A 22998-nucleotide genomic window follows, 5' to 3' on the forward strand; every position below is an offset into this window, starting at 1 on the left:
CGCAGGCTTGTTCCTATCGTCGGTCTAGGCCAGATGCATTCTTTATCGGCGCTTGGGTGAAAGGAGGAGGGGTGAAATCTCCCACGGTCTGTACTGCGGCTAACAGTCAGAATCGAGCCTAGTCCCTCCTCCTCCCTTCAAGTCCTACCATACAAGCGAGCCTGCTCGCGAAGGCGCCAGCACAGGCACTACAGGACCGTCAGAACAACACCTTCGCCACATCCGCAAACCGCTTGGCAAAGTGCACCGTGACACCTTCCTTGAGGTAGTCCGGCAATTCTTCGAAATTGCCCCGGTTGGCATCCGGCAGGATCAATTCACTGATCTTCTGCCGACGCGCCGCGATGACTTTTTCGCGCACGCCGCCAATCGGCAGGACATGCCCGGTAAGGGTCAGTTCACCGGTCATGGCCACGCCTTTTTTCGGCGGCTGGTTACGCGCCAGGGACAGCAGGGCGCTGGCCATGGTCACGCCGGCACTCGGGCCGTCCTTGGGCGTGGCGCCTTCCGGTACGTGCAGGTGAACAAAAGCCTCATCGAAAAACTTCGGATCACCGCCGAATTGCTTCAGGTGCGAACTGACGTAGCTGTGGGCAATTTCAGCCGATTCCTTCATGACTTCGCCCAGTTGCCCGGTGAGCTTGAAGCCGCGATTGAGCGTGTGGATACGCGTTGCCTCGATCGGCAGGGTCGCGCCGCCCATGCTGGTCCAGGCCAGTCCGGTGATCACACCCACGCCGGACAGCACCTGCTCATTGCGAAATACCGGTTTGCCCAGGGACGCCTCGAGATCCTTCGGCCCGAGTTTGATCACGGCTTTCGGCTCGTCGATCAGCTTCATCACCGCCTTGCGCACCAGTTTGCCCAGCTGTTTTTCCAACTGACGGACGCCGGCCTCCCGGGCATAACCGTCGATCAGTGCCTTGAGGGCGCTGTCGTTGATGCTCAGGCTGCCCTTGGAAACGCCGGCCTTGGCGAGTTGCTTGGGCCATAAGTGGCGCTTGGCGATGGCGACTTTTTCTTCAGTGATATAGCCCGACAGGCGAATCACTTCCATCCGGTCCAGCAGCGGGCCGGGAATCGAGTCCAAGGTGTTGGCGGTGCACACAAAGAGCACTTTCGACAGGTCCAGGCGCATGTCCAGGTAGTGGTCGAGGAATTCGACGTTCTGTTCCGGGTCGAGGGTTTCCAGCAGTGCGGAAGCCGGGTCGCCCTGGTAGCTCTGGCCCATCTTGTCGATTTCGTCGAGCATGATCACCGGGTTCATCACTTCGACGTCCTTGAGCGCCTGCACCAGCTTGCCCGGCTGGGCGCCGATGTAGGTGCGCCGGTGGCCCTTGATTTCGGCCTCGTCGCGCATGCCGCCGACACTGAAACGATAGAACGGCCGCCCGAGGGATTCGGCAATGGACTTGCCGACGCTGGTCTTGCCCACACCCGGAGGGCCAACCAGCAAAACGATCGAACCGCTGATCTCGCCTTTGTAAGCGCCCACCGCGAGGAATTCCAGGATGCGGTCCTTGATGTCGTCCAGGCCGGCGTGGTGCTGGTCGAGAATCTTGCGGGCGTGCTTGAGATCAAGTTTGTCCTGGCCATACACGCCCCACGGCACCGATGTTGCCCAATCGAGGTAATTACGCGTAACGGCGTATTCCGGCGAGCCGGTTTCCAGGATCGAGAGCTTGTTCATTTCCTCTTCGATGCGTTTCTGTGCCTGGGCCGGCAGCACCTTGCCCTCCAGGCGCTGTTCGAATTGTTCCAGGTCGGCGCTGCGGTCGTCCTTGGTCAAGCCCAGCTCCTGCTGGATGACCTTGAGTTGCTCCTTGAGAAAGAACTGGCGCTGATGTTCGCCGATCTTGCTGTTGACCTCGGCGGAAATCTCTTTCTGCAGCCGCGCCACTTCGACTTCCTTGCGCAGCATCGGCAGGACTTTTTCCATGCGCTTGAGCATCGGCACGCAATCGAGCACTTCCTGCAATTCACTGCCGGTGGCGGAGGTGAGCGCGGCGGCGAAGTCGGTCAGCGGCGAAGGATCGTTGGGGCTGAAGCGGTTGAGGTAGTTCTTCAGCTCTTCGCTGTACAGCGGGTTGAGCGGCAGCAGTTCCTTGATCGCATTGATCAGCGCCATGCCGTAGGCCTTGACCTCGTCGGTCGGCTCGCTTGGCTGATGCGGGTATTCGACTTCCACCAGGTATGGCGGGCGATGATGCTTGAGCCAGGTGCGAATGCGCACGCGGGTCAGGCCCTGGGCAACGAACTGCAATTTGCCGGCCTCACGGCTGGCGTGGTGGACCTTCACCAGTGTGCCGTACAGCGGCAGTTTCGAGGTGTCGAAGTGGCGCGGGTCTTCCTGGGGCGTGTCCATGAAGAACAACGCCAGGGAATGGTGATCGGACTTGGCCACCAGCTCCAGGGTCTCGGCCCACGGTTCTTCGTTGACGATGACCGGCAGTACCTGGGCCGGGAAGAACGGACGATTGTGGATCGGGATGATGTAGACCTTGTCCGGCAGGCTCTGGCCGGGCAGGGCCAGGCCCGTACCGGAAACGGTGTGTTCGATCTGTTCGGCGTCTGCGTATTCGTCGTTTGCTTCAGTCGAGTGCTGGTCGCTCATGGGGCACCTGCGCAATGGAGTATGGGTCTTAGATGGGGCAGGTGAGGGGTTGTTTCAATGCTGGATAATTGTCAGGGGTTATTTCAATGGTCTGCGTTCAGGCTGGCGACAGGTTGATGTGGCGAGGGAATGATCCCTCGCCACCGCTTCAACCGATGCGATTCAAGTCGTTATGACGCGTTTCCTTAAGGCACAGTACCGCGATAACGCTGAGCACCGCCGCTGCGGAAACGTATCCGCCGACGTAGCTCAGGCCGCCCATCGCCACCAGTTTCTGGGCGAAGAACGGTGCCGCCGACGCACCGACGATGCCGCCCAGGTTGTAGGCCGCCGACGCGCCGGTGTAGCGCACGTGTGTGGGAAACAGCTCCGGCAGCAACGCGCCCATGGGAGCGAAAGTCACGCCCATCAGGAACAGTTCGATGCACAGGAACAATGCCACGCCAGCGGTAGAACCGTGGGTCAGCAACGGTTCCATGAGGAAACCCGAGGCAATCGCCAGGACGCCGCCGATAACCAGTACCGGCTTGCGCCCGTAGCGGTCGCTGGCCCAGGCCGATAGCGGCGTGGCGGCGGCCATGAACAGCACGGCAAAGCACAGCAGGCCGAGGAAGGTCTCGCGGCTGTAACCGAGGGTGGACACGCCATAGCTCAGGGAAAATACCGTCGAGATGTAGAACAGGGCGTAACACACCACCATCGCGGCCGCGCCGAGCATTGTTGGCGCCCAATACTGGCTGAACAGCTCGACCAAGGGGATTTTCACCCGTTCCTGACGTGCCACCGCGTTGGCGAAGACCGGCGTTTCATGGAGCTTGAGACGCACATAAAGGCCAACGATGACCAGGGCGGCGCTCAGCAGGAACGGAATCCGCCAGCCCCAGGAGCGGAACTGCTCGTCGTCGAGAGTCATGGCCAGGGTCAGGAACAATCCGTTGGCCGCCAGGAAGCCGATGGAGGGGCCCAGTTGGGGGAACATGCCAAACCAGGCGCGCTTGCCTTTCGGGGCGTTCTCGGTGGCGAGCAACGCCGCGCCGCCCCATTCACCGCCCAGTCCCAGGCCCTGGCCGAAACGCAGCAGGCACAGGAGAATCGGCGCCCACGCGCCAATGCTGGCGTAGCCGGGCAGCACGCCGATGAGGGTGGTGCACACGCCCATCAGCAGCAGCGACGCCACCAGGGTGGACTTGCGCCCGATCCGGTCGCCGAAATGGCCGAACAGCGCCGAGCCCAGTGGCCGGGCGAGGAAGGCGATGCCGAACGTCAGGAAGGACGACAGCATCTGTGCCGTGCCCGAGGTTTGCGGAAAGAATACCGGCCCGATCACCAGGGCGGCAGCGGTCGCGTAGACGTAGAAATCGTAGAACTCGATGGCGGTGCCGATGAAACTCGCGGTTGCCACGCGGGTGGCCGAGTTGGTCGGTTGGTTCGCCACGGCGTCATTGCAAGTGGTGGTGGTCATGCGGTTATCCCTGACAGTCATGTGCTCCGTTGGAGCGAATTATTATGGTCGAACACCCAGGGATGTGGGTTGGGGCGCTGTCGCTGTTTCGGGTAGGAACAGTCGCAGGGTTACAGCGGATATTGCCGGTGGGCTGCCCGGAACGGTCTGAGTGCCGGGTAAGCACTGGGTTCGGGCGGGGCTGGGTAAGCGGGTTGAGTATAGGAAGGGGGCTAACGAATCGACAAGAGAGCCTGCGCACAATATCGGGCCTACGATGAGCTTTTTGTGGCGAGGGGATTTATCCCCGTTGGGCTGCGAAGCAGCCCCAAATACAGTCAACTCAATTTGCTTGGTGTACCGGGTTGTCGGGTTTGGGGGCTGCTGCGCAGCCCGGCGGGGATAAATCCCCTCGCCACAACGATGTTTTACCTTGAGCCTGTTGGGTGTCAGGAAACAGCGGGCACCGAGCTGTTATGCCACACCAGCACCTGGCTGACGCGGTTGTCGACGGTCTCGATGATTTCCAGCCGGTAGCGGCCGATCTTCAGGCAGACCGGGCTTTCGGGGATGGTTTCCAGCGCTTCGGTGACCAGGCCGTTGAGTGTCTTGGGGCCATCGCAAGGCAAGTGCCAGCCGAGGGTCTTGTTCAATTCGCGGATCGACGCCGCGCCCTCGATCATCAGGCGGCCATCGGGCTGGGGATGGACATGGGGATTGTCGAGGCTGTGCTCGCTTTCGAACTCGCCGACGATTTCTTCGAGGATGTCTTCCAGGGTCACGATGCCCAGCACTTCGCCGTATTCATCCACCACCATGCCCAGGCGTCGCTGCTGCTTGTGGAAGTTGAGCAACTGCAGTTGCAGCGGCGTGCTCTCGGGGACGAAGTAAGGCTCGTGGCAAGCGCTCAGCAGCGCTTCCTTGGTCAGGCTCGCGTCCGCCAGCAGGTGGCGGATCTGGCGGGTGTTGAGCACCGCTTCGACCTGGTTGATATCGCTGTGGAACACCGGCAGGCGGGTCCGACGGTTCAGGCGCAGTTGTTCGATGATTTCGCCGATAGGGTCGTCGAGGTTGATCCCGTCCACCTCGCTGCGGGGCACGAGGATGTCGTTGACGGTGATGTTGTCCAGCGCATGGATGCCGGATACCGGATGGACCCGGCCGCTGTGTTCCTGTTCATGCTCAGCGCGTGGCGGTGCGGGCATCTCATCGTCGCTGTGCTGGACAGCGCCGGTCTTGCGGGCAAACGGGCGCAGCAGCAACTGACTGAAACCGTTGAGCAGCCAGGCGGCCGGATAGACAATTTTCAGCGGCAGGGCAAGCAAGCTGTTGCCCAGGCCCAGCACCGCGTCGGGGTAGCGGGTCGCCAGGGTGCGAGGCAGGTAATCGGCAAAAACCAGCAAGGCCGCGCTGGTGCCGAGCCAGGCCAGCCACGGGCCGTTTTCCAGCCAGGCAAAAATCGCCAGCCAGGTGCCGATTACCACCGCCAGCGCACGACAGAGGGTGTTGCCCAGGATCAGGCTGGCGATAGGGAAGTTCAGCTTCGCCAGTGGCTTGTCGCCAGAGCGCGACGCTTTGCGTTGCGCGAGCAGATATTGTTGGGCCGCTTCGATGGCCGTGAACAGCGCCGACCAGAGGATCAGTACGACCATTACCGCAAACAATGGCCCCAAGGGCAGCCTATCCATCAGTGTCGTCCGTCAGACATGCAGGATGTATTCGCGGACCAGCTTGCTGCCGAAGTAGGCGAGCATCAGCAGGCAGAATCCGGCCAGGGTCCAGCGAATTGCCTTGTGGCCCCGCCAGCCGAGACGATTACGCCCCCACAGCAGCACGCTGAACACGATCCACGCCAGGCACGCCAACAATGTCTTGTGCACCAGGTGTTGGGCGAACAGGTTTTCGACGAACAGCCAGCCGGAAATCAGCGACAGCGACAGCAGCGTCCAGCCGGCCCAGAGGAAACCGAACAGCAGGCTTTCCATGGTTTGCAGCGGCGGAAAGTTGCGGATCAGCCCGGACGGGTGCTTGTGCTTGAGCTGATGGTCCTGCACCAGCAGCAGCAATGCCTGGAATACCGCGATGGTGAACAGGCCGTAGGCGAGGATCGACAACAGGATATGGGCGAGAATGCCTGGCTCTTCGTCGATGATCTGCACGGTGCCCGAGGGCGCGAACTGCGCCAGCAGCACCGTGGCCAGTCCCAGCGGGAACAGCAGCACCAGCAGGTTTTCCACGGGGATGCGCGAGCAGGCCAGCAGCGTCAGGGCAATCACGGCCACGGCAATCAGGCTGGCGGCATTGAAGAAGTCCAGGCCCAGGCCGATCGGCGTCATCAGGTGGGTGACAAGACTGGCCGCGTGGACAAGCACCGCCAGCACGCCGAGCGTGACCAGCAGGCGCTTGTTCGCCTTGGCGCCGGAGGCCAGGCGGGTGCCCTGATAGAAGGTCGCAGCGGCATAAAGACAAGCGGCGGCGAGGGAAGCAAGCAAGCTGGGTGACAAGGGGAGCATAAATCCTGTTAGGCAAGCCCGAAAGGCGCTGAGTTTGGCATAGAACCCCCACCGCACGAAAGACCACCGCAACCGACGGCGAGGTGTACGTCGCACGCTTCTTCGCTATAATCCGCGACCTGCCCACGCCGCAGGCTCGCCGAGCACATATTTCACGGTCTGGGCCGCCATTATCCCGGTCTTATCTGGGCCTGAAAGGATCGCGCATGTTTGAAAACCTAACCGACCGTCTCTCGCAGACGCTGCGCCATGTCACCGGCAAGGCGAAACTGACCGAAGACAACATCAAAGACACCCTGCGCGAAGTGCGCATGGCGTTGCTCGAAGCCGACGTCGCCCTGCCGGTGGTCAAGGACTTCGTCAATTCGGTGAAGGAACGCGCCGTCGGCACCGAAGTGTCGCGCAGCCTGACGCCGGGCCAGGCCTTCGTGAAGATTGTCCAGGCCGAACTCGAAAGCCTGATGGGCGCCGCCAACGAAGACCTGAACCTGAGCGCCGTGCCTCCGGCGGTCGTGCTGATGGCCGGCCTGCAGGGCGCGGGCAAGACCACCACTGCCGGCAAGCTGGCGCGCTTCCTTAAAGAGCGCAAGAAGAAGTCGGTGATGGTGGTGTCCGCGGACATCTATCGTCCGGCGGCGATCAAGCAGCTGGAAACCCTGGCCAACGACATCGGCGTGACGTTCTTTCCGTCCGACCTGAGCCAGAAGCCGGTGGACATCGCCCAGGCTGCTATAAAGGAAGCGAAGCTCAAGTTCATCGACGTGGTTATCGTCGACACCGCCGGTCGCCTGCACATCGATGAAGAGATGATGGGCGAGATCAAGGCACTGCACGCCGCGATCAACCCGGTGGAAACCCTGTTCGTGGTCGACGCCATGACCGGCCAGGATGCGGCCAACACGGCCAAGGCCTTCGGCGACGCACTGCCGCTGACCGGCGTGATCCTGACCAAGGTCGACGGCGATGCCCGTGGCGGTGCCGCGCTGTCGGTCCGCGCGATTACCGGCAAGCCGATCAAGTTCATCGGTATGGGCGAGAAGAGCGAGGCGCTCGAGCCGTTCCACCCCGAGCGTATCGCCTCGCGTATCCTCGGCATGGGCGACGTGCTCAGCCTGATCGAGCAGGCCGAACAGACCCTTGACAAGGACAAGGCCGACAAACTGGCCAAGAAGCTGAAGAAGGGCAAGGGCTTCGACCTCGAAGACTTCCGCGACCAGTTGCAACAGATGAAGAACATGGGCGGCCTCGGCGGCCTCATGGACAAACTGCCGAACATCGGTGGCGTGAACCTGGCGCAAATGGGCAATGCACAGGGCGCGGCCGAGAAGCAGTTCAAGCAGATGGAAGCCATCATTAACTCCATGACCCCGGCCGAGCGCCGCGACCCTGACCTGATCAGCGGTTCGCGCAAACGCCGTATCGCCATGGGTTCCGGCACGCAGGTGCAGGACATCGGTCGCTTGATTAAGCAACACAAGCAGATGCAGAAGATGATGAAGAAGTTCTCCGCCAAGGGCGGGATGGCCAAGATGATGCGCGGCATGGGCGGTATGTTGCCCGGCGGCGGTATGCCGAAAATGTAAAGAATCTGCGCCGGCTGTCATGTCGGCGTTGCCCCGCACGGATGCGGGGATCTCCAGCAAACCCGTGCTATGCGGGAGCTACCTGCCGTTTTTCATGACGGCTCTACGGCAAATCTTGATCGCACGGCGCCATGCGCCGGAAAAAGTCATTTGCAAAAGTCCGGATATTCCTTAGAATATGCGGCCTTTCGGGCACCTATGCCCGCTGTGCATTTAGATTTGCAGCACCGACTACAGGAACGATGTTCACATGCTAACAATCCGTCTTGCCCTTGGCGGCTCCAAAAAGCGCCCGTTTTACCACCTGACCGTAACCGACAGCCGCAATCCGCGTGACGGTTCCCACAAGGAACAGGTTGGTTTCTTCAACCCTGTTGCCCGTGGTCAGGAAATCCGTCTGTCCGTGAACCAAGAGCGCGTAGCCTACTGGCTGAGCGTTGGTGCACAGCCTTCTGAGCGTGTTGCTCAGTTGTTGAAGGAATCGGCTAAGGCTGCGGCCTGAGCAATATGAACGCGACGCCAAAAGATGCTGATGATCTGATCGTTGTCGGCAAGATCTATTCTGTTCATGGCGTTCGCGGCGAAGTGAAGGTTTATTCCTTTACTGATCCGATCAAAAACCTGTTGGACTACAACACCTGGACGCTCAAGCGCGAAGGTAGCGTGAAACAGGTTGAGCTGGTCAGCGGACGTGGGAACGACAAGTTCCTGGTCGCAAAGCTCAAGGGTCTTGATGATCGTGAAGAAGCGCGTCTTCTGGCCGGTTATGAGATCTGCGTGCCGCGCAACCTGTTCCCTGAACTGACCGACGGCGAGTACTACTGGTACCAGCTTGTAGGTCTTAAGGTCATCGACCACCTCGGGCAACTGCTCGGGAAGATCGATCACCTGCTCGAGACCGGTTCGAACGATGTCATGGTGGTAAAGCCTTGCGTCGGTAGCCTGGATGATCGCGAACGCCTGTTGCCCTATACCGAGCAATGCGTGTTGGCCGTTGACCTGGCAGCAGGCGAGATGAAGGTGGAATGGGATGCGGATTTCTAGACGTGGCTAATCTGCGCGTTGAAGTCATCACGTTGTTTCCCGAGATGTTTTCCGCCATCAGCGAATACGGCATAACCAGCCGCGCGGTGAAACAGGAGCTGTTGCAGCTCACTTGTTGGAATCCGCGGGACTACACCACGGATCGACATCACACTGTGGACGATCGCCCGTTTGGCGGTGGTCCGGGCATGGTGATGAAGATCAAGCCCCTGGAAGATGCACTGGTTCAGGCCAGGACGGCAGCCGGGGAGGGTGCGAAGGTGATCTACCTGTCGCCCCAAGGCCGTCAACTGACTCAGTCGGCGGTACGCGAGCTGGCGAAATCGGATGCATTGATCCTGATTGCCGGCCGTTACGAAGGCATTGACGAGCGTTTCATTGAAGCTCATGTCGATGAAGAGTGGTCGATTGGCGACTATGTACTGTCTGGCGGCGAGCTGCCGGCGATGGTCCTGATCGATGCGGTTACACGACTGCTGCCTGGAGCTTTAGGGCATGCGGATTCCGCCGAGGAAGATTCCTTTACGGATGGTCTGCTGGATTGCCCGCACTACACCCGACCGGAGGTGTATGCGGATCAGCGTGTTCCCGACGTGTTGCTAAGTGGCAACCACGCGCACATCCGGCGTTGGCGTTTACAGCAGTCCCTTGGTCGGACCTATGAACGACGCGCCGATCTTCTGGAAAGCCGCTCGCTTTCTGGAGAAGAGAAGAAGCTGCTCGAGGAATACATCCGCGAGCGGGACGATAGTTAACAACGTATCGATGGTAAGTCCGATGACTTGCCTTAGGAGCACAGCATGACCAACAAAATCATCCTTGCACTCGAAGCAGAGCAGATGACCAAAGAAATCCCTCCCTTTGCCCCGGGCGACACCATTGTCGTTCAGGTGAAAGTGAAGGAAGGCGACCGTGCACGTCTGCAAGCGTTCGAAGGCGTTGTTATCGCCAAGCGTAACCGCGGCGTAAACAGTGCATTCACCGTTCGTAAAATCTCCAACGGTGTTGGCGTAGAGCGTACTTTCCAGACCTACAGCCCGCAGATCGACAGCATGGCTGTGAAGCGTCGCGGTGACGTGCGTAAAGCCAAGCTGTACTACCTGCGTGACCTGTCCGGTAAAGCAGCTCGCATCAAGGAAAAACTGGCTTAAGTCCAGCTTCCGATGCAAAAAAAAGCAGCCTGCGGGCTGCTTTTTTGTTGCCTGCGATTTGGTCTTTGCGCACCCTGCATGGCTTCATTCCCGTTGAATCCGTGTACGCCCGTATCCTTCAAGAGTCTTTATGCCTGCCATCGATCACCCGCTGATAGACCAGTTTCTCGATGCCCTGTGGCTGGAGAAGGGGTTGTCCGATAACACCCGCGATGCCTATCGCAGCGACCTCGCCCTGTTCAACGGCTGGCTCCAGGAAAACAACCTGGAGCTGGCCAATGCCGGGCGCGAGTTGATCCTCGATCATCTGGCGTGGCGCCTGGAGCAGAACTACAAGCCGCGCTCTACTGCCCGGTTTCTCTCTGGCTTGCGTGGGTTCTATCGTTATTTGTTGCGGGAAAAGCTGATCGCGGTGGACCCGACCTTGCGCGTGGAAATGCCGCAACTGGGGCGTCCGCTGCCCAAATCCCTGTCGGAAGCGGACGTCGAGGCGCTGCTGGCGGCACCGGACCTCAGCGACCCCATCGGTCAGCGCGACCGGGCCATGCTGGAAGTGTTGTATGCCTGTGGTTTGCGGGTCACTGAACTGATCAGCTTGACGCTGGAACAAGTGAACCTGCGCCAGGGCGTGTTGCGGGTGATGGGCAAGGGCAGCAAGGAACGCCTGGTTCCGATGGGCGAAGAAGCGATCGTCTGGGTCGAGCGGTACATGCGCGACGCCCGTCATGACCTGCTGGGCGGGCGTCCCAGCGACGTGCTGTTTCCCAGCCTGCGCGGGGAGCAGATGACCCGCCAGACTTTCTGGCACCGCATCAAGCACCAGGCCAAGGTGGCCGGGATCAACAAATCGCTCTCGCCCCACACGCTGCGCCATGCCTTCGCCACGCACCTGCTCAATCACGGCGCCGACCTGCGGGTGGTGCAGATGCTGCTGGGGCATAGCGACCTGTCCACCACCCAGATCTATACCCATGTGGCCCGGGCGCGGTTGCAGGAGTTGCATGCCAGGCACCATCCGCGCGGCTGAATGAACACCCGCTTTTGTGGCGAGGAAGCTTGCTCCCGCTGGGCGCGAAGCGCCCCAATGCAGCAGCCGCGATCTTCCCTGAGAGCGGAGTGACTCCATTTGCGACTGCTGCGCAGCCGAGCGGGAGCAAGCTCCCTCGCCACAGGGGACCTGGTACACCGACATCGTGTGTTGTCTTGCGACAGGTGAATTCGGCCATACGGGCCTTATGTGGTAGGCTTTCCCGGTTTGCACAGTGGGCGGCTGGAACCCGAATCTCTGCCTCGGTGTCCCTGCCTATTTGTTTGCCTCAGGAGTCCTCATGCGTTTGATCCAGATGTTCACCGCCGCCGCCATTGCGTTGGCCAGTACCTTTGCCATCGCCGATGACGCGGCCGACCAGGCGATCCGCAAAAGCCTCGCCAACCTCGAGCTTGAAGTGCCGATCGAGGCCATCTCCGCCAGCCCGATGTCCGGCCTGTATGAGGTCAAGCTGCAGGGCAGCCGTGTGCTGTATGCCAGCGCCGACGGTCAGTACATCGTCCAGGGCAACCTGTTCGCGCTCAAGGACGGCAAGCCGGTGAATCTCACCGAGATCACCGAGCGCCAAGGCATCTCCAAATTGATCAACGGTATCCCGGTCGCCGAAACCGTGGTCTACCCGGCGGTGGGCGAAACCAAGTCGCACATTACCGTGTTCACCGACACCACCTGCCCGTACTGCCACAAACTGCACGCCGAAGTGCCAGAGCTGAACAAGCGTGGCATCGAGGTGCGCTACGTGGCGTTCCCGCGTCAGGGCCTCGGCTCGCCGGGCGATGAGCAATTGCAGGCAGTCTGGTGCTCCAAGGACAAGAAAGCGGCCATGGACAAAATGGTCGACGGCAAGGAAATCAAAGCCGCCAAGTGCGAGAACCCGGTCTCCAAGCAATTCGCCCTCGGCCAGTCCATTGGTGTGAACGGCACGCCTGCTATCGTTTTGGCCGATGGCCAGGTGATTCCGGGCTACCAGCCGGCGCCGCAAGTCGCCAAACTGGCCCTTGGGGCGAAATGATCGTGGCCAATGGGCTGCAGAAGATCACGGCCTGGCGAAAATCTTTGCCGGGCCGTTAAACACAAAGTCGCGTTGCTGCGCGGCTGTATTCACGGCCGACCTTGTGTCGGCCGTTTCATGGGGAGTCAAGAGTGAATCCGGTCAAAGTAGGCATCTGTGGGTTAGGTACCGTCGGTGGCGGCACCTTCAACGTACTTCAGCGCAACGCCGAGGAAATTGCTCGTCGTGCCGGGCGTGGGATCGAAGTGGCACAAATTGCCATGCGCACGCCAAAGCCTCAGTTCCAGACGACCGGTATTGCGATTACCAACGATGTCTTCGAAGTGGCCACGAACCCTGAGATCGACATCGTGATAGAGCTGATGGGCGGCTATACCGTTGCCCGCGAGCTGGTACTCAAGGCCATCGAGAATGGCAAGCATGTGGTCACCGCGAACAAGGCGCTTATCGCCGTTCACGGCAATGAAATTTTCGCCAAGGCCCGCGAGAAGGGTGTGATCGTGGCTTTCGAGGCCGCCGTAGCCGGTGGTATCCCGGTGATCAAGGCGATTCGCGAAGGGCTGTCGGCCAACCGGATCAACTGGGTGGCCGGGATCATCAACGGCACCGGCAACTTCATCCTCACCGAGATGCGCGAGAAGGGCCGCACTTTTGAAGACGTGCTGGCCGAAGCCCAGGCGCTGGGCTATGCCGAGGCGGACCCGACGTTCGACGTCGAAGGCATTGATGCGGCGCACAAGCTGACGATCCTGGCGTCGATCGCCTTCGGTATTCCGCTGCAGTTCGACAAGGCCTACACCGAAGGCATCACCAAGCTGACCACCGCCGACGTGAACTACGCCGAGGCCCTGGGCTATCGCATCAAGCACCTGGGCGTGGCGCGCAGCACCGCCAGCGGCATCGAGTTGCGTGTGCATCCGACGCTGATCCCCGCCGATCGCCTGATCGCCAACGTCAACGGCGTGATGAATGCGGTAATGGTCAACGGTGACGCCGCGGGCTCCACCTTGTTCTACGGCGCCGGCGCCGGCATGGAGCCGACCGCTTCTTCGGTGGTGGCCGACCTGGTGGACGTGGTTCGCGCCATGACATCCGACCCGGAAAATCGCGTGCCGCACCTGGCGTTCCAGCCGGACTCGCTGTCGGACCATCCGATTCTTCCGATCGAAGCGTGCGAAAGTGCCTACTACCTGCGTATCCAGGCGAAGGACCATCCAGGGGTGTTGGCCCAGGTTGCCAGCATTCTTTCGGAACGCGGCATCAACATCGAGTCGATCATGCAGAAGGAAGTCGAGGAACACGACGGCCTGGTGCCGATGATCCTGCTGACCCACCGCGTGGTCGAGCAACGTATCAACGATGCGATCGCAGCGTTGGAGGCGCTTCAGGGAGTCGTTGGCCCGGTGGTCCGTATCCGCGTCGAGCATTTGAACTAAGCAGCGGCAAGCGGCAAGCGGCAAGCTGCAAGTGAAAGCCCGGCGCTTTCCACTTGTCCCTTGTGGCTTGAGGCTTGAAGCTCAAACCGAAGGTTTGCCCCTATGCGCTATATCAGTACCCGCGGCCAGGCACCGGCCCTGAATTTTGAAGATGTCCTGCTGGCCGGCCTGGCCACGGACGGCGGCCTCTATGTGCCGGAGAACCTGCCGCGCTTCACCCAGGAAGAAATCGCTTCCTGGGCCGGCCTGCCGTATCACGAGCTGGCCTTCCGAGTGATGCGCCCGTTCGTCACCGGGAGCATTCCGGACGCTGATTTCAAGAAGATCCTGGAAGAGACCTACGGCGTCTTTTCCCACAACGCTATCGCGCCGTTGCGTCAGCTCAACGGTAACGAATGGGTGATGGAGCTGTTCCACGGCCCGACCCTGGCCTTCAAGGATTTCGCCCTGCAATTGCTCGGCCGCCTGCTGGACTATGTGCTGCAAAAGCGTGGCGAGCGCGTGGTGATTGTCGGTGCCACCTCCGGCGACACCGGCTCGGCCGCCATCGAAGGTTGCAAGCATTGCGAGAACGTCGATATTTTCATCCTGCACCCGCACAACCGCGTCTCGGAAGTGCAGCGTCGGCAGATGACGACGATTTTCGGCGATAACATCCATAACATCGCCATCGAAGGCAACTTCGATGACTGCCAGGAAATGGTCAAGGCCAGCTTCGCCGACCAGAGCTTCCTCAAGGGCACCCGGCTGGTGGCGGTGAACTCGATCAACTGGGCGCGGATCATGGCCCAGATTGTCTATTACTTCCACGCGGCCCTGCAGTTGGGCGGCCCGGCCCGCTCGGTGGCGTTCTCGGTACCCACCGGCAATTTCGGCGATATCTTCGCCGGTTACCTGGCACGCAACATGGGGCTGCCGATCAACCAGTTAATCGTCGCCACCAACCGCAACGACATCCTGCACCGCTTCATGAGCGGTAACCAGTACGTCAAGGAAACCCTGCACGCCACGTTGTCGCCGTCGATGGACATCATGGTGTCGTCGAACTTCGAGCGTTTACTGTTCGACCTGCACGGGCGCAATGGCGCGGCGATTGCCGGCTTGATGGACAGCTTCCGCCAGGGCGGTGGTTTCAGCGTCGAGGCCGAACGCTGGACCGAAGCCCGCAAGCTGTTCGACTCCCTGGCGGTGGATGACGCGCAGACCTGCGAAACCATCGCCGAGGTGTTCGAGCAGAGCGGTGAGTTGCTCGATCCGCACACCGCCATCGGGGTGCGAGCGGCGCGCGAGTGCCGCCGCAGCCTGGATATCCCGATGGTCATTCTGGGCACCGCTCACCCGGTGAAGTTTCCGGAAGCCGTAGAGAAAGCTGGCGTAGGAAAAGCGCTTGAGCTGCCTGCACATCTTTCTGATTTGTTTGAACGAGATGAGCGTTGCACCGTATTGCCCAATGACTTGAAGGCCGTGCAGGCCTTTGTCAGTCAGCATGGCAACCGCGGCAAGCCGCTCTGATCGCTGGAAGCTGTCACATCTTGAAGCCCGTCTCCTGACGGGCTTCTTTGTTTCTGCATGCCAAACTGGCCGGGTTTCGCCCAAGAAAGGACGGGTGAGTTATCTCGAAGGAAGCGCAGATGCTGTTCGTAAACCGATGCAAACCGGCGTTGAGCTGGATGATGGGCCTGGCCCTTATGTACTGGAGCCAATGGGGCGGCGCTGACCCGTCGACGACTCCCGGGCAGTCACCGCTCGAAGCGGGCGGGAGACTGGTGCTCGACGCCCGGGAGCTGGACTGGATCAGGCAGAACCCGCGTGTCGTTGTGGCGTCGATGCAAATCCCGCTGTACCTGTTCAAGAATGCACAGGGAGAATGGAGCGGCCTGAACGCTGACGTGCTCCATGCCATTGAGCAAATGACGGGACTCGAATTCATCCATCGAGAGTCGTTCTCTGCCGATCAATTGATAGAGATGCTGGAAAACGGCGAAGCCGACATGTCTAGCGTCCTGGCGATGAATGACGAGCGCCGGGCTGTGCTGAATTTCAGCCATGCGTTCGGCGGTTTCGACTGGGTATTCGTTGGCCGTGAGGGGGAGCCCGCGCTTCGTTCGCTGGATCAGCTGGCGGGCAAGGTGCTGGCGTTGCCGGCACGGCATGCCCTCGAAGCGGAAATCCGCCGCGAGCATCCGACCATAGCGCTGCGCACGGTGATGACCCCTGCCGAGGCAAGGGCGTTAGTGGAAAATCGCGAAGCCCATGCCACCATCGAAAGCGAAACCGCCGTGCACCTCTATCCTTCAGGGCAACTGCAGGTGGGGGGCAGTCTCGAAGGCATGTGGGAACCGGACTATCTCGCTGTACGGCAGGATTCCCAAACATTGATGGAGATCCTCAACAAGGCGCTGGAAGCGTTTCCCGCCGAAGATATGCGCGCGCTACGTTTCAAGTGGTTCGCCGAGAAAACACTTGATCAGGAGCCGTCGTTCTGGTCACGCATCCCCCTGCAGGGCTATTGGTGTGTAATCGCGGCAGGGGTGTTCGGCCTGTTGTCGCTGCTGTGGAACCGCCGCTTGCAGGGCCAGATCGGACAGCGCCTCAAGGCCGAGACCGTACTCAACGACCAATTGACGTTCCAGCGCGCCTTGATGGATGCCATTCCCGATCCGATCTTCATTCGAGATCTCGAAGGGCGGCTGATCATGTGCAACAAAAGTTATGAGGAGCGGTTCGCGACTCGCTTCGAGAAGCTGCGAGGCACGTGTCTGACGGAGTCTGCGGCAATGCCGGCGGCAACCGCCGAACTGTTGCACGGGGAGCTGATGGAGCAGCTGCGAACCCGTCAGCCCCGGTTTGTCGACCGCCAGCTGATGTTGCGCAGTGGATTGCAGGACATCTATCACTGGTCGGTGCCCTTTTATGCCGCCGATGGCCGGTTGCGCGGTGTCTTGGGCGGTTGGATCGAGGTTGGACGCCGGAGGGATCGTTCCAAGCGGCTGCCGGCTTGATCGATTCCATCCGCTGAGGCTGATATCCAGCTGTCATATTGAACGCGCATGCTCGGTTGAACAGGTCGCCGTCGTGCCGGTTCGTTGCGCTGGCGAACTTTCCGCCGGGCCGCGGGGTCACTTAATGTGCAGTTGTTTTTTTTTTGACTATTGAAGGGTGATCGAATGGAAAGTATCAGCCTGTTGCTCAGTGAAGCCTTGAGCCCGTATCAGGTCACGCTCACGCCCTCCGGTACCAAAGGCGAATGCCTGGTAACGCTGAAGAATCCCTCGGGGGCCATCATGGTCGAACGGCTGTTCAACCAGGCCCAGCTGACCGACAAGCGCCAACTGACCGACGTGGTGGACGGCCTGCATCGCGATGTGCTGATTGCCGAGGGGCGGCTGGAGCCGTGTGTCATCGCGGCGTTACGTAACGTGGCGCGCGACAAGGTCATGCTTGCTGCCAATTGAGTGACATCCCGCGGGAACCTTCCTACGTTCTAGCGAGTCAGACTTTTTACCAACAAGAGCAAGCATTGTGCTCCGGTGCTTGTCGCTTGTTGTACGGACCTTTAAGGGTCACGTTTAACCCCGAGTTGTCTCCCCACTTCTCGGGGTTTCTTTTTGCCTGGTGTTTAGGGTCCGGCTCGTTCTGTCACCGGACAACGACGACCTTTGTGGGAGCGAGCTTGCTCGCGATAGCGTCGGTTCAGTCGACCCGATGTTGGCGGACATACCGCAATCGCGAGCAAGCTCGCTCCCACAGTTGACCTCCTATTAGTCAATCTTTTGCACGGCAGGCCTCAAACGGCGCCGTCGGTGCGCAGCCTGGCGACCTGCTGCGCATCGTAGCCAAGCTCACCGAGCACCTCTGCCGTGTGCTCACCCAATGCTGGCCCGACCCATTCGGCTGTTCCCGGTGTGTCGGAAAGCTTCGGTACGATCCCAGGCATCTTGAACGCCTTGCCATCCGGCAGCCTGGCTTGCAGGAACATCTCGCGGGCGAGAAATTGCGGGTCGCTGAACATGTCCTCGGCACTGAAGATCCGGCTCGCCGGCACGCCGGCCTGGTTCAACTGGTCGATGACGGCATCCAACGGCAGCGAGTTGACCCAGCGATCAATGACCCCATACAACTCGTCGCGGCGTTCGTCACGGCCATCGTTGCTGGCCAGCTGCGGGTCGTTCGCCAGGTCATCCCGGCCAATGACCTGCATGAAACGCTTGAAGATGGCGTCACCGTTGGCGCCGATCTGTACATGCTTGCCGTCGGCGCTGGTGTGGATGGACGACGGCGTGATGCCGGGCATGATGTTGCCGGTGCGTTCGCGGATGAAACCGAACACGTCGAACTCCGGCACCATGCTTTCCATCATGGCGAAAATCGCTTCGTATAGCGCCACGTCCACCACCTGGCCGGTCCCGCCGTTGACCTCCCGGTGACGCAAGGCCATCAGCGCGCCGATCACCCCCCAGAGCGCGGCGATCGAGTCGCCGATGGAGATACCGGTGCGCACCGGTGGGCGATCCTCGAAGCCGGTGATGTAGCGCAGGCCTCCCATCGACTCACCGACGGCGCCGAACCCGGGCTGATCCTTCATCGGCCCGGTCTGGCCGAAGCCTGATAGCCGGACCATGACCAGCTTCGGATTCAGTGCGTGCAACACGTCCCAGCCCAGGCCGAGCTTTTCCAGCACGCCGGGGCGAAAGTTCTCGATCAGGATGTCGGCTTCGCCAAGCAGTTTTTTCAGGATCGCCAGGCCTTCGGGGTGCTTGAGGTTCAGCGTCACGGACTTTTTGTTGCGTGCCTGGACGAACCACCACAAGGACGTACCTTCATACAATTTGCGCCACTTGCGCAGCGGATCGCCGCCGTCCGGCGATTCGACCTTGATGACCTCGGCACCGAATTCACCGCAGATACGCGAGGCAAAAGGGCCGGCGATCAGCGTGCCGAGTTCGATGACCTTGACGCCGGCAAGAGGTTTGGCAGTAAGCGACATGACGGATCCTGTAGGACAAAGGCAGAACGAATAGAGCGTTTTATCATAGGCCGACCATCGTCGCCGCAGGTTGATGGTCGGCAATTCGTGGATTAGCCGTCGCATCGGTTAGACTTGCCGCCTTTCCTCGTATCAAGAAGCCCGTTCATGGCCCAGCCGTCCACGACCTACAAGTTTGAACTGAACCTCACTGACCTCGACCGCAGCGTGTACGAGAATGTGAAGCAGACCATTGCCCGCCATCCTTCGGAAACCGAAGAGCGCATGACCGTGCGCCTCTTGGCCTACGCGTTCTGGTACAACGAGCTGCTGGCGTTTGGTCGTGGGCTGTCGGATGTCGACGAACCCGCGCTGTGGGAAAAAAGTCTGGATGACCGTGTGCTGCACTGGATCGAAGTAGGCCAGCCGGATGCCGATCGCCTGACCTGGTGCTCGCGCCGCACCGAGCGCACCAGCCTGCTGGCCTACGGCAGCCTGCGGGTGTGGGAAGGCAAGGTGATCCCCGCGGTGAAGAACCTGAAGAACGTGAACATCGCCGCCGTCCCCCAGGAAGTGCTCGAAACCCTGGCCAAGGACATGCCACGGGTGATCAAGTGGGACGTGATGATCAGCGAAGGGACGATTTTCGTGACCGACGACCGTGGCCAGCATGAGGTTCAGTTGCAATGGTTGCTGGGCGAGCGTGGTTGAGCCGTTGACCCTGTATCAAGTGAACGCTTTGTGGCGAGGGAGCTTGCTCCCGCTTGGGTGCGCAGCGCCCACAAAAAAGGGCCGCTACGCAGCCCAGCGGGAGCAAGCTCCCTCGCCACAGGATCTACAAAAATAGAGAAATGATCGTTACCCCATGCGCATAGAACCCCGCCAGTTACCCGCCACCCTGCCGTTTCTCGGTGACCTGCCGCCGTTGTTGACCCGTCTTTACGCAGCACGTGGCGTGCAGTCCGAAGCGGAGCTGGACAAGAGCCTGGCGCGCCTGATTCCTTATCAGCAACTCAAGGGGATCGATGCCGCGGTGGACCTGCTGGTGGCGGCGCTGGAGCAACGCCAGCGCATCCTCATCGTCGGCGATTTTGATGCCGATGGCGCGACCGCCAGTACCGTGGGCATGCTTGGTCTGCGCCTGCTCGGTGCGGCCCATGTCGACTACCTGGTGCCCAATCGCTTTGAATATGGCTATGGCCTCACGCCGGAAATCGTCGAAGTCGCCCTGACACGCGCGCCGCAATTGTTGGTCACCGTGGACAACGGCATCTCCAGCGTGGAAGGCGTGGCAGCGGCGAAAGCGGCCGGCCTCAAGGTGCTGGTCACCGACCACCACTTGCCGGGGCTCGAATTGCCGGCGGCCGATGCCATCGTCAACCCGAACCAGCCCGGTTGTGAGTTCCCGAGCAAGGCACTGGCGGGCGTCGGGGTGATTTTTTATGTGCTGATGGCCCTGCGGGCCCGTCTGCGCAGCCTCGGTTGGTATGCCAGCAAGCCGCAGCCGAACATCGGCGAACTGCTCGACCTGGTGGCGCTGGGCAGCGTCGCCGACGTGGTGCCGCTGGATGCCAACAACCGGATCCTGGTGCACCAGGGCCTGGAGCGTATTCGCGCCGGACGCGCCCGGCCCGGCATCAAGGCCATCCTCGAAGTAGCCAAGCGCGATCACTCGCGCATCACGTCCACCGACCTCGGTTTCATCCTCGGGCCGCGCCTGAATGCGGCGGGGCGGCTGGACGACATGAGCCTGGGCATCGAATGCCTGCTCACCAACGACCCGGCACTGGCTAGGGACATGGCGGCGCAGCTGGATGGCATGAACCAGGACCGCAAATCCATCGAACAGGGCATGCAACGTGAAGCCATGGCCCAGCTCAAGGATCTGCCGGTGGAGTCGATGCCGTTCGGCTTGTGCCTGTTCGATCCGCAATGGCACCAAGGCGTCATCGGGATCCTGGCGTCACGCATGAAAGAGCGCTATTTCCGTCCGACCATTGCTTTCGCCGATGCCGGGGACGGCCTGCTCAAAGGGTCGGGCCGCTCGGTGCCGGGCTTTCATATCCGCGATGCGTTGAGCGTTGTCGCGGCGCAGCATCCGACCCTGATCAGCAAATACGGCGGTCACGCCATGGCTGCGGGGCTGACGTTGCCGGAGGCGAACTTTGCCTTGTTTGCCGAGGCTTTTGACGCGGAGGTGCGCCGGCAACTACGTGAAGAAGACCTGACGGGGCGGCTGTTGTCGGATGGCTCTCTGGCGGTGGAAGAGTTCCACCTGGAACTGGCCCGGGCACTGCGCCATGCCGGGCCGTGGGGACAGCATTTTCCGGAGCCGGTGTTCCACGGCGTGTTCCAGCTGGTCGAGCAGCGAGTGGTGGGTGAACGGCACCTGAAGGTCATTCTCAAGACTGAGTGCGGTTCGGTGAAACTCGATGGCATAGCCTTCGGCATTGATCGGGAAATCTGGCCCAACCCCACCGTGCGCTGGGTGGAGCTGGCCTACAAGCTTGACCTCAACGAGTTCCGTGGCCAGGAAACGGTGCAGTTGATGATTGCTCATATCGAACCGCGGTAGCCTTACTGCCCCCGTGGCGAGGGAGCTTGCTCCCGCTGGGCTGCGAAGCGGCCCTGTTGGCGTGAAGCAATTCTTTCAGGTAAACCGCAATGATCGGTTTACGACTGCTGCGCAGCCGAGCGGGAGCAAGCTCCCTCGCCACGGGAGTTCACACAAGCCTTGAAGACAAAGCTTGGCTTCGAAAGGGCGGTTTTTGACTCTGAACCCTTCCTCCTCCCCGGTTGTCGACTAGTCTCTAAGCACTGCTTGATAGGCCTTGTGACGTCTTGTCGATTGTTTTGCCCGCGGGGGCGGGTGTTGCACCGTTTGTCACTCGTCGACTTTTCAAACAGAACCCTGGAGCCTGCCCACTGATTCGAGAGGTGCCCCATGAGTCTGCTGCTGGAACCTTATACCCTTCGTCAACTGACCCTGCCCAATCGCATCGCGGTGTCGCCGATGTGCCAGTATTCGAGCGCCGATGGCCTGGCCAACGACTGGCATCTGGTGCACCTCGGCAGTCGTGCCGTGGGCGGTGCCGGCCTCGTGTTCACCGAAGCCACCGCCGTCACGGCCGATGGCCGGATTACCGCCGAGGACCTCGGGTTGTGGAACGATGGACAGATCGAGCCTTTGCAACGCATCACCCGGTTCATAACCGCCCAAGGCGCCGTGCCCGGCATCCAGCTGGCCCACGCCGGGCGCAAGGCAAGCACCTGGCGGCCCTGGCTGGGCAAGCATGGCAGCGTCAAACCGGAAGAGGGCGGCTGGGTTCCGGTCGGCCCTTCGCCGATTGCCTTCGACCCCCAGCACACCCAACCGAAGCAGCTCGATGAAGGACAAATCGCCGATGTCATCCAGGCATTCGTCGACGCGGCCAAACGCGCCCTGACGGCTGGTTTCAAGGTCGTCGAGGTCCATGCAGCCCATGGCTATCTGCTGCACCAGTTCCTGTCGCCGTTGAGCAATCAGCGGCGGGATCAATACGGTGGGTCGTTTGAAAATCGTATCCGCCTGGTACTGCAAGTGACCGAAGCGGTCCGGGCCGTATGGCCTGAGGAGTTGCCGGTTTTTGTTCGGGTATCCGCCACCGACTGGGTCGAAGACGGCTGGAACCCCGATGAAACGGTGGAACTGGCGCGGCGATTCCGGGCGCTGGGGGTGGACTTGATTGATGTGTCGTCGGGCGGCACCGCCGCCAACGCCGAGATTCCCACCGGCCCGGGCTACCAGACGCGCTTCGCCGAGCGGGTGCGAAAGGAGTCGGAAATCGCCACTGGCACGGTCGGGATGATCACCGAGCCGGCCCAGGCCGAACACATCCTGCGCACCTGCCAGGCCGATATCATCTTCCTCGCTCGCGAGCTGTTGCGCGATCCGTACTGGGCGCTGCATGCCGACGATGACCTGGGCGGACGCAAGGCCACCTGGCCGGCGCAGTACCAGCGCGCGACGCATCGGGACCAGCCGATCCATGAGTCGGATTTGCGCGACTGAGCGGCCGCTGAAACAAAAAGCCCCGGTCCGTAAATGGTCGGGGCTTTTGTTTTCTGGAAATATTGGGTAGTTGCGCCGGCCTCTTCGCGAGCAGGCTCGCTCCCACAATAGAATGCCCTGTGATCCATTTGTGGGAGCG

At 60.9% G+C, this 22998-nt stretch carries 19 protein-coding genes; 14 read left to right on the forward strand and 5 right to left on the reverse strand.

The annotated features are described in order from the left end of the window. Positions 1–199: 199 nt before the first annotated feature. The 4 genes from lon to J3P96_RS05760 all read right to left on the reverse strand — a co-directional run bounded on the left by lon (position 200) and on the right by J3P96_RS05760 (position 6568). The gene (gene lon, locus J3P96_RS05745) at positions 200–2614 is read right to left on the reverse strand and encodes an endopeptidase La (RefSeq protein WP_434655948.1); all 2415 of its coding nucleotides are present in this window, start codon (positions 2612–2614) and stop codon (positions 200–202) included. Positions 2615–2762: 148 nt separating this feature from the next. Next, complete coding sequence (locus J3P96_RS05750) at positions 2763–4076, reverse strand: MFS transporter (RefSeq protein ID WP_434655950.1); 1314 nt, start codon at positions 4074–4076, stop codon at positions 2763–2765. A 428-nt stretch (positions 4077–4504) separates the two neighbouring features. Then, positions 4505–5743, reverse strand: coding sequence for an HlyC/CorC family transporter (locus J3P96_RS05755; RefSeq protein ID WP_434655953.1), 1239 nt, complete (start codon positions 5741–5743; stop codon positions 4505–4507). 12 nt (positions 5744–5755) lie between these two features. Beyond that, positions 5756–6568: a cytochrome C assembly family protein gene (locus tag J3P96_RS05760; protein ID WP_305499026.1), complete on the reverse strand. Its 813-nt coding sequence runs from the start codon at positions 6566–6568 to the stop codon at positions 5756–5758. Positions 6569–6774: 206 nt separating this feature from the next. Between J3P96_RS05760 and ffh the strand changes: the two genes are divergently transcribed. The 11 genes from ffh to J3P96_RS05815 all read left to right on the forward strand — a co-directional run bounded on the left by ffh (position 6775) and on the right by J3P96_RS05815 (position 17297). Then, positions 6775–8151 carry a signal recognition particle protein gene (gene ffh / locus J3P96_RS05765; RefSeq protein ID WP_135843856.1) on the forward strand — a complete coding sequence of 459 codons (1377 nt, stop codon included), beginning with the start codon at positions 6775–6777 and terminating at the stop codon, positions 8149–8151. Between the two features lie 250 nt (positions 8152–8401). Further along, positions 8402–8653, forward strand: a complete 252-nt coding sequence (gene rpsP, locus J3P96_RS05770; RefSeq protein WP_003185073.1) for a 30S ribosomal protein S16 — start codon at positions 8402–8404, stop codon at positions 8651–8653. A 5-nt stretch (positions 8654–8658) separates the two neighbouring features. Continuing rightward, positions 8659–9195 carry a ribosome maturation factor RimM gene (gene rimM / locus J3P96_RS05775; RefSeq protein ID WP_434655955.1) on the forward strand — a complete coding sequence of 179 codons (537 nt, stop codon included), beginning with the start codon at positions 8659–8661 and terminating at the stop codon, positions 9193–9195. After that, positions 9177–9950, forward strand: a complete 774-nt coding sequence (gene trmD, locus J3P96_RS05780) for a tRNA (guanosine(37)-N1)-methyltransferase TrmD (RefSeq protein WP_434572025.1) — start codon at positions 9177–9179, stop codon at positions 9948–9950. The genes rimM and trmD overlap by 19 nt, the downstream gene beginning before the upstream one ends. A 45-nt stretch (positions 9951–9995) precedes the next feature. Further along, positions 9996–10346, forward strand: coding sequence for a 50S ribosomal protein L19 (gene rplS / locus J3P96_RS05785; protein WP_305499028.1), 351 nt, complete (start codon positions 9996–9998; stop codon positions 10344–10346). 130 nt (positions 10347–10476) lie between these two features. After that, positions 10477–11373 (forward strand): site-specific tyrosine recombinase XerD, encoded by an 897-nt coding sequence (xerD, locus tag J3P96_RS05790; RefSeq protein WP_434572028.1) that lies wholly within the window; start codon positions 10477–10479, stop codon positions 11371–11373. Between the two features lie 301 nt (positions 11374–11674). Beyond that, on the forward strand, positions 11675–12406 hold the full coding sequence (locus tag J3P96_RS05795) for a DsbC family protein (RefSeq protein ID WP_305499030.1): 732 nt from the start codon (positions 11675–11677) through the stop codon (positions 12404–12406). A gap of 131 nt (positions 12407–12537) precedes the next feature. After that, entirely contained in the window at positions 12538–13842 is a 1305-nt protein-coding gene (locus J3P96_RS05800; protein ID WP_305499031.1) for a homoserine dehydrogenase, read from the forward strand. A 102-nt stretch (positions 13843–13944) separates the two neighbouring features. Then, positions 13945–15354, forward strand: coding sequence for a threonine synthase (thrC, locus tag J3P96_RS05805; protein WP_305499032.1), 1410 nt, complete (start codon positions 13945–13947; stop codon positions 15352–15354). A 119-nt stretch (positions 15355–15473) separates the two neighbouring features. Beyond that, positions 15474–16844 (forward strand): transporter substrate-binding domain-containing protein, encoded by a 1371-nt coding sequence (locus tag J3P96_RS05810; RefSeq protein WP_434655958.1) that lies wholly within the window; start codon positions 15474–15476, stop codon positions 16842–16844. Between the two features lie 165 nt (positions 16845–17009). Continuing rightward, on the forward strand, positions 17010–17297 hold the full coding sequence (locus J3P96_RS05815; protein WP_434655960.1) for a DUF3509 domain-containing protein: 288 nt from the start codon (positions 17010–17012) through the stop codon (positions 17295–17297). Positions 17298–17629: 332 nt separating this feature from the next. Here the strand turns inward: J3P96_RS05815 and J3P96_RS05820 are convergent, their stop codons facing one another. Continuing rightward, on the reverse strand, positions 17630–18829 hold the full coding sequence (locus J3P96_RS05820) for a CaiB/BaiF CoA transferase family protein (RefSeq protein WP_434628615.1): 1200 nt from the start codon (positions 18827–18829) through the stop codon (positions 17630–17632). Between the two features lie 147 nt (positions 18830–18976). Here J3P96_RS05820 and J3P96_RS05825 point away from each other — a divergent pair, with 147 nt between their 5' ends. The 3 genes from J3P96_RS05825 (at position 18977) to J3P96_RS05835 (ending at position 22859) form a co-directional block, all read left to right on the forward strand. Next, positions 18977–19519, forward strand: a complete 543-nt coding sequence (locus J3P96_RS05825; RefSeq protein ID WP_047227511.1) for a YaeQ family protein — start codon at positions 18977–18979, stop codon at positions 19517–19519. Between the two features lie 154 nt (positions 19520–19673). After that, entirely contained in the window at positions 19674–21383 is a 1710-nt protein-coding gene (recJ, locus tag J3P96_RS05830; protein ID WP_434655963.1) for a single-stranded-DNA-specific exonuclease RecJ, read from the forward strand. Positions 21384–21752: 369 nt separating this feature from the next. Further along, entirely contained in the window at positions 21753–22859 is a 1107-nt protein-coding gene (locus J3P96_RS05835; RefSeq protein WP_434655964.1) for an NADH:flavin oxidoreductase/NADH oxidase, read from the forward strand. Positions 22860–22998: the final 139 nt, after the last annotated feature.

Source organism: Pseudomonas sp. R3-56, assembly GCF_051132075.1.
Taxonomy (GTDB): domain Bacteria; phylum Pseudomonadota; class Gammaproteobacteria; order Pseudomonadales; family Pseudomonadaceae; genus Aquipseudomonas.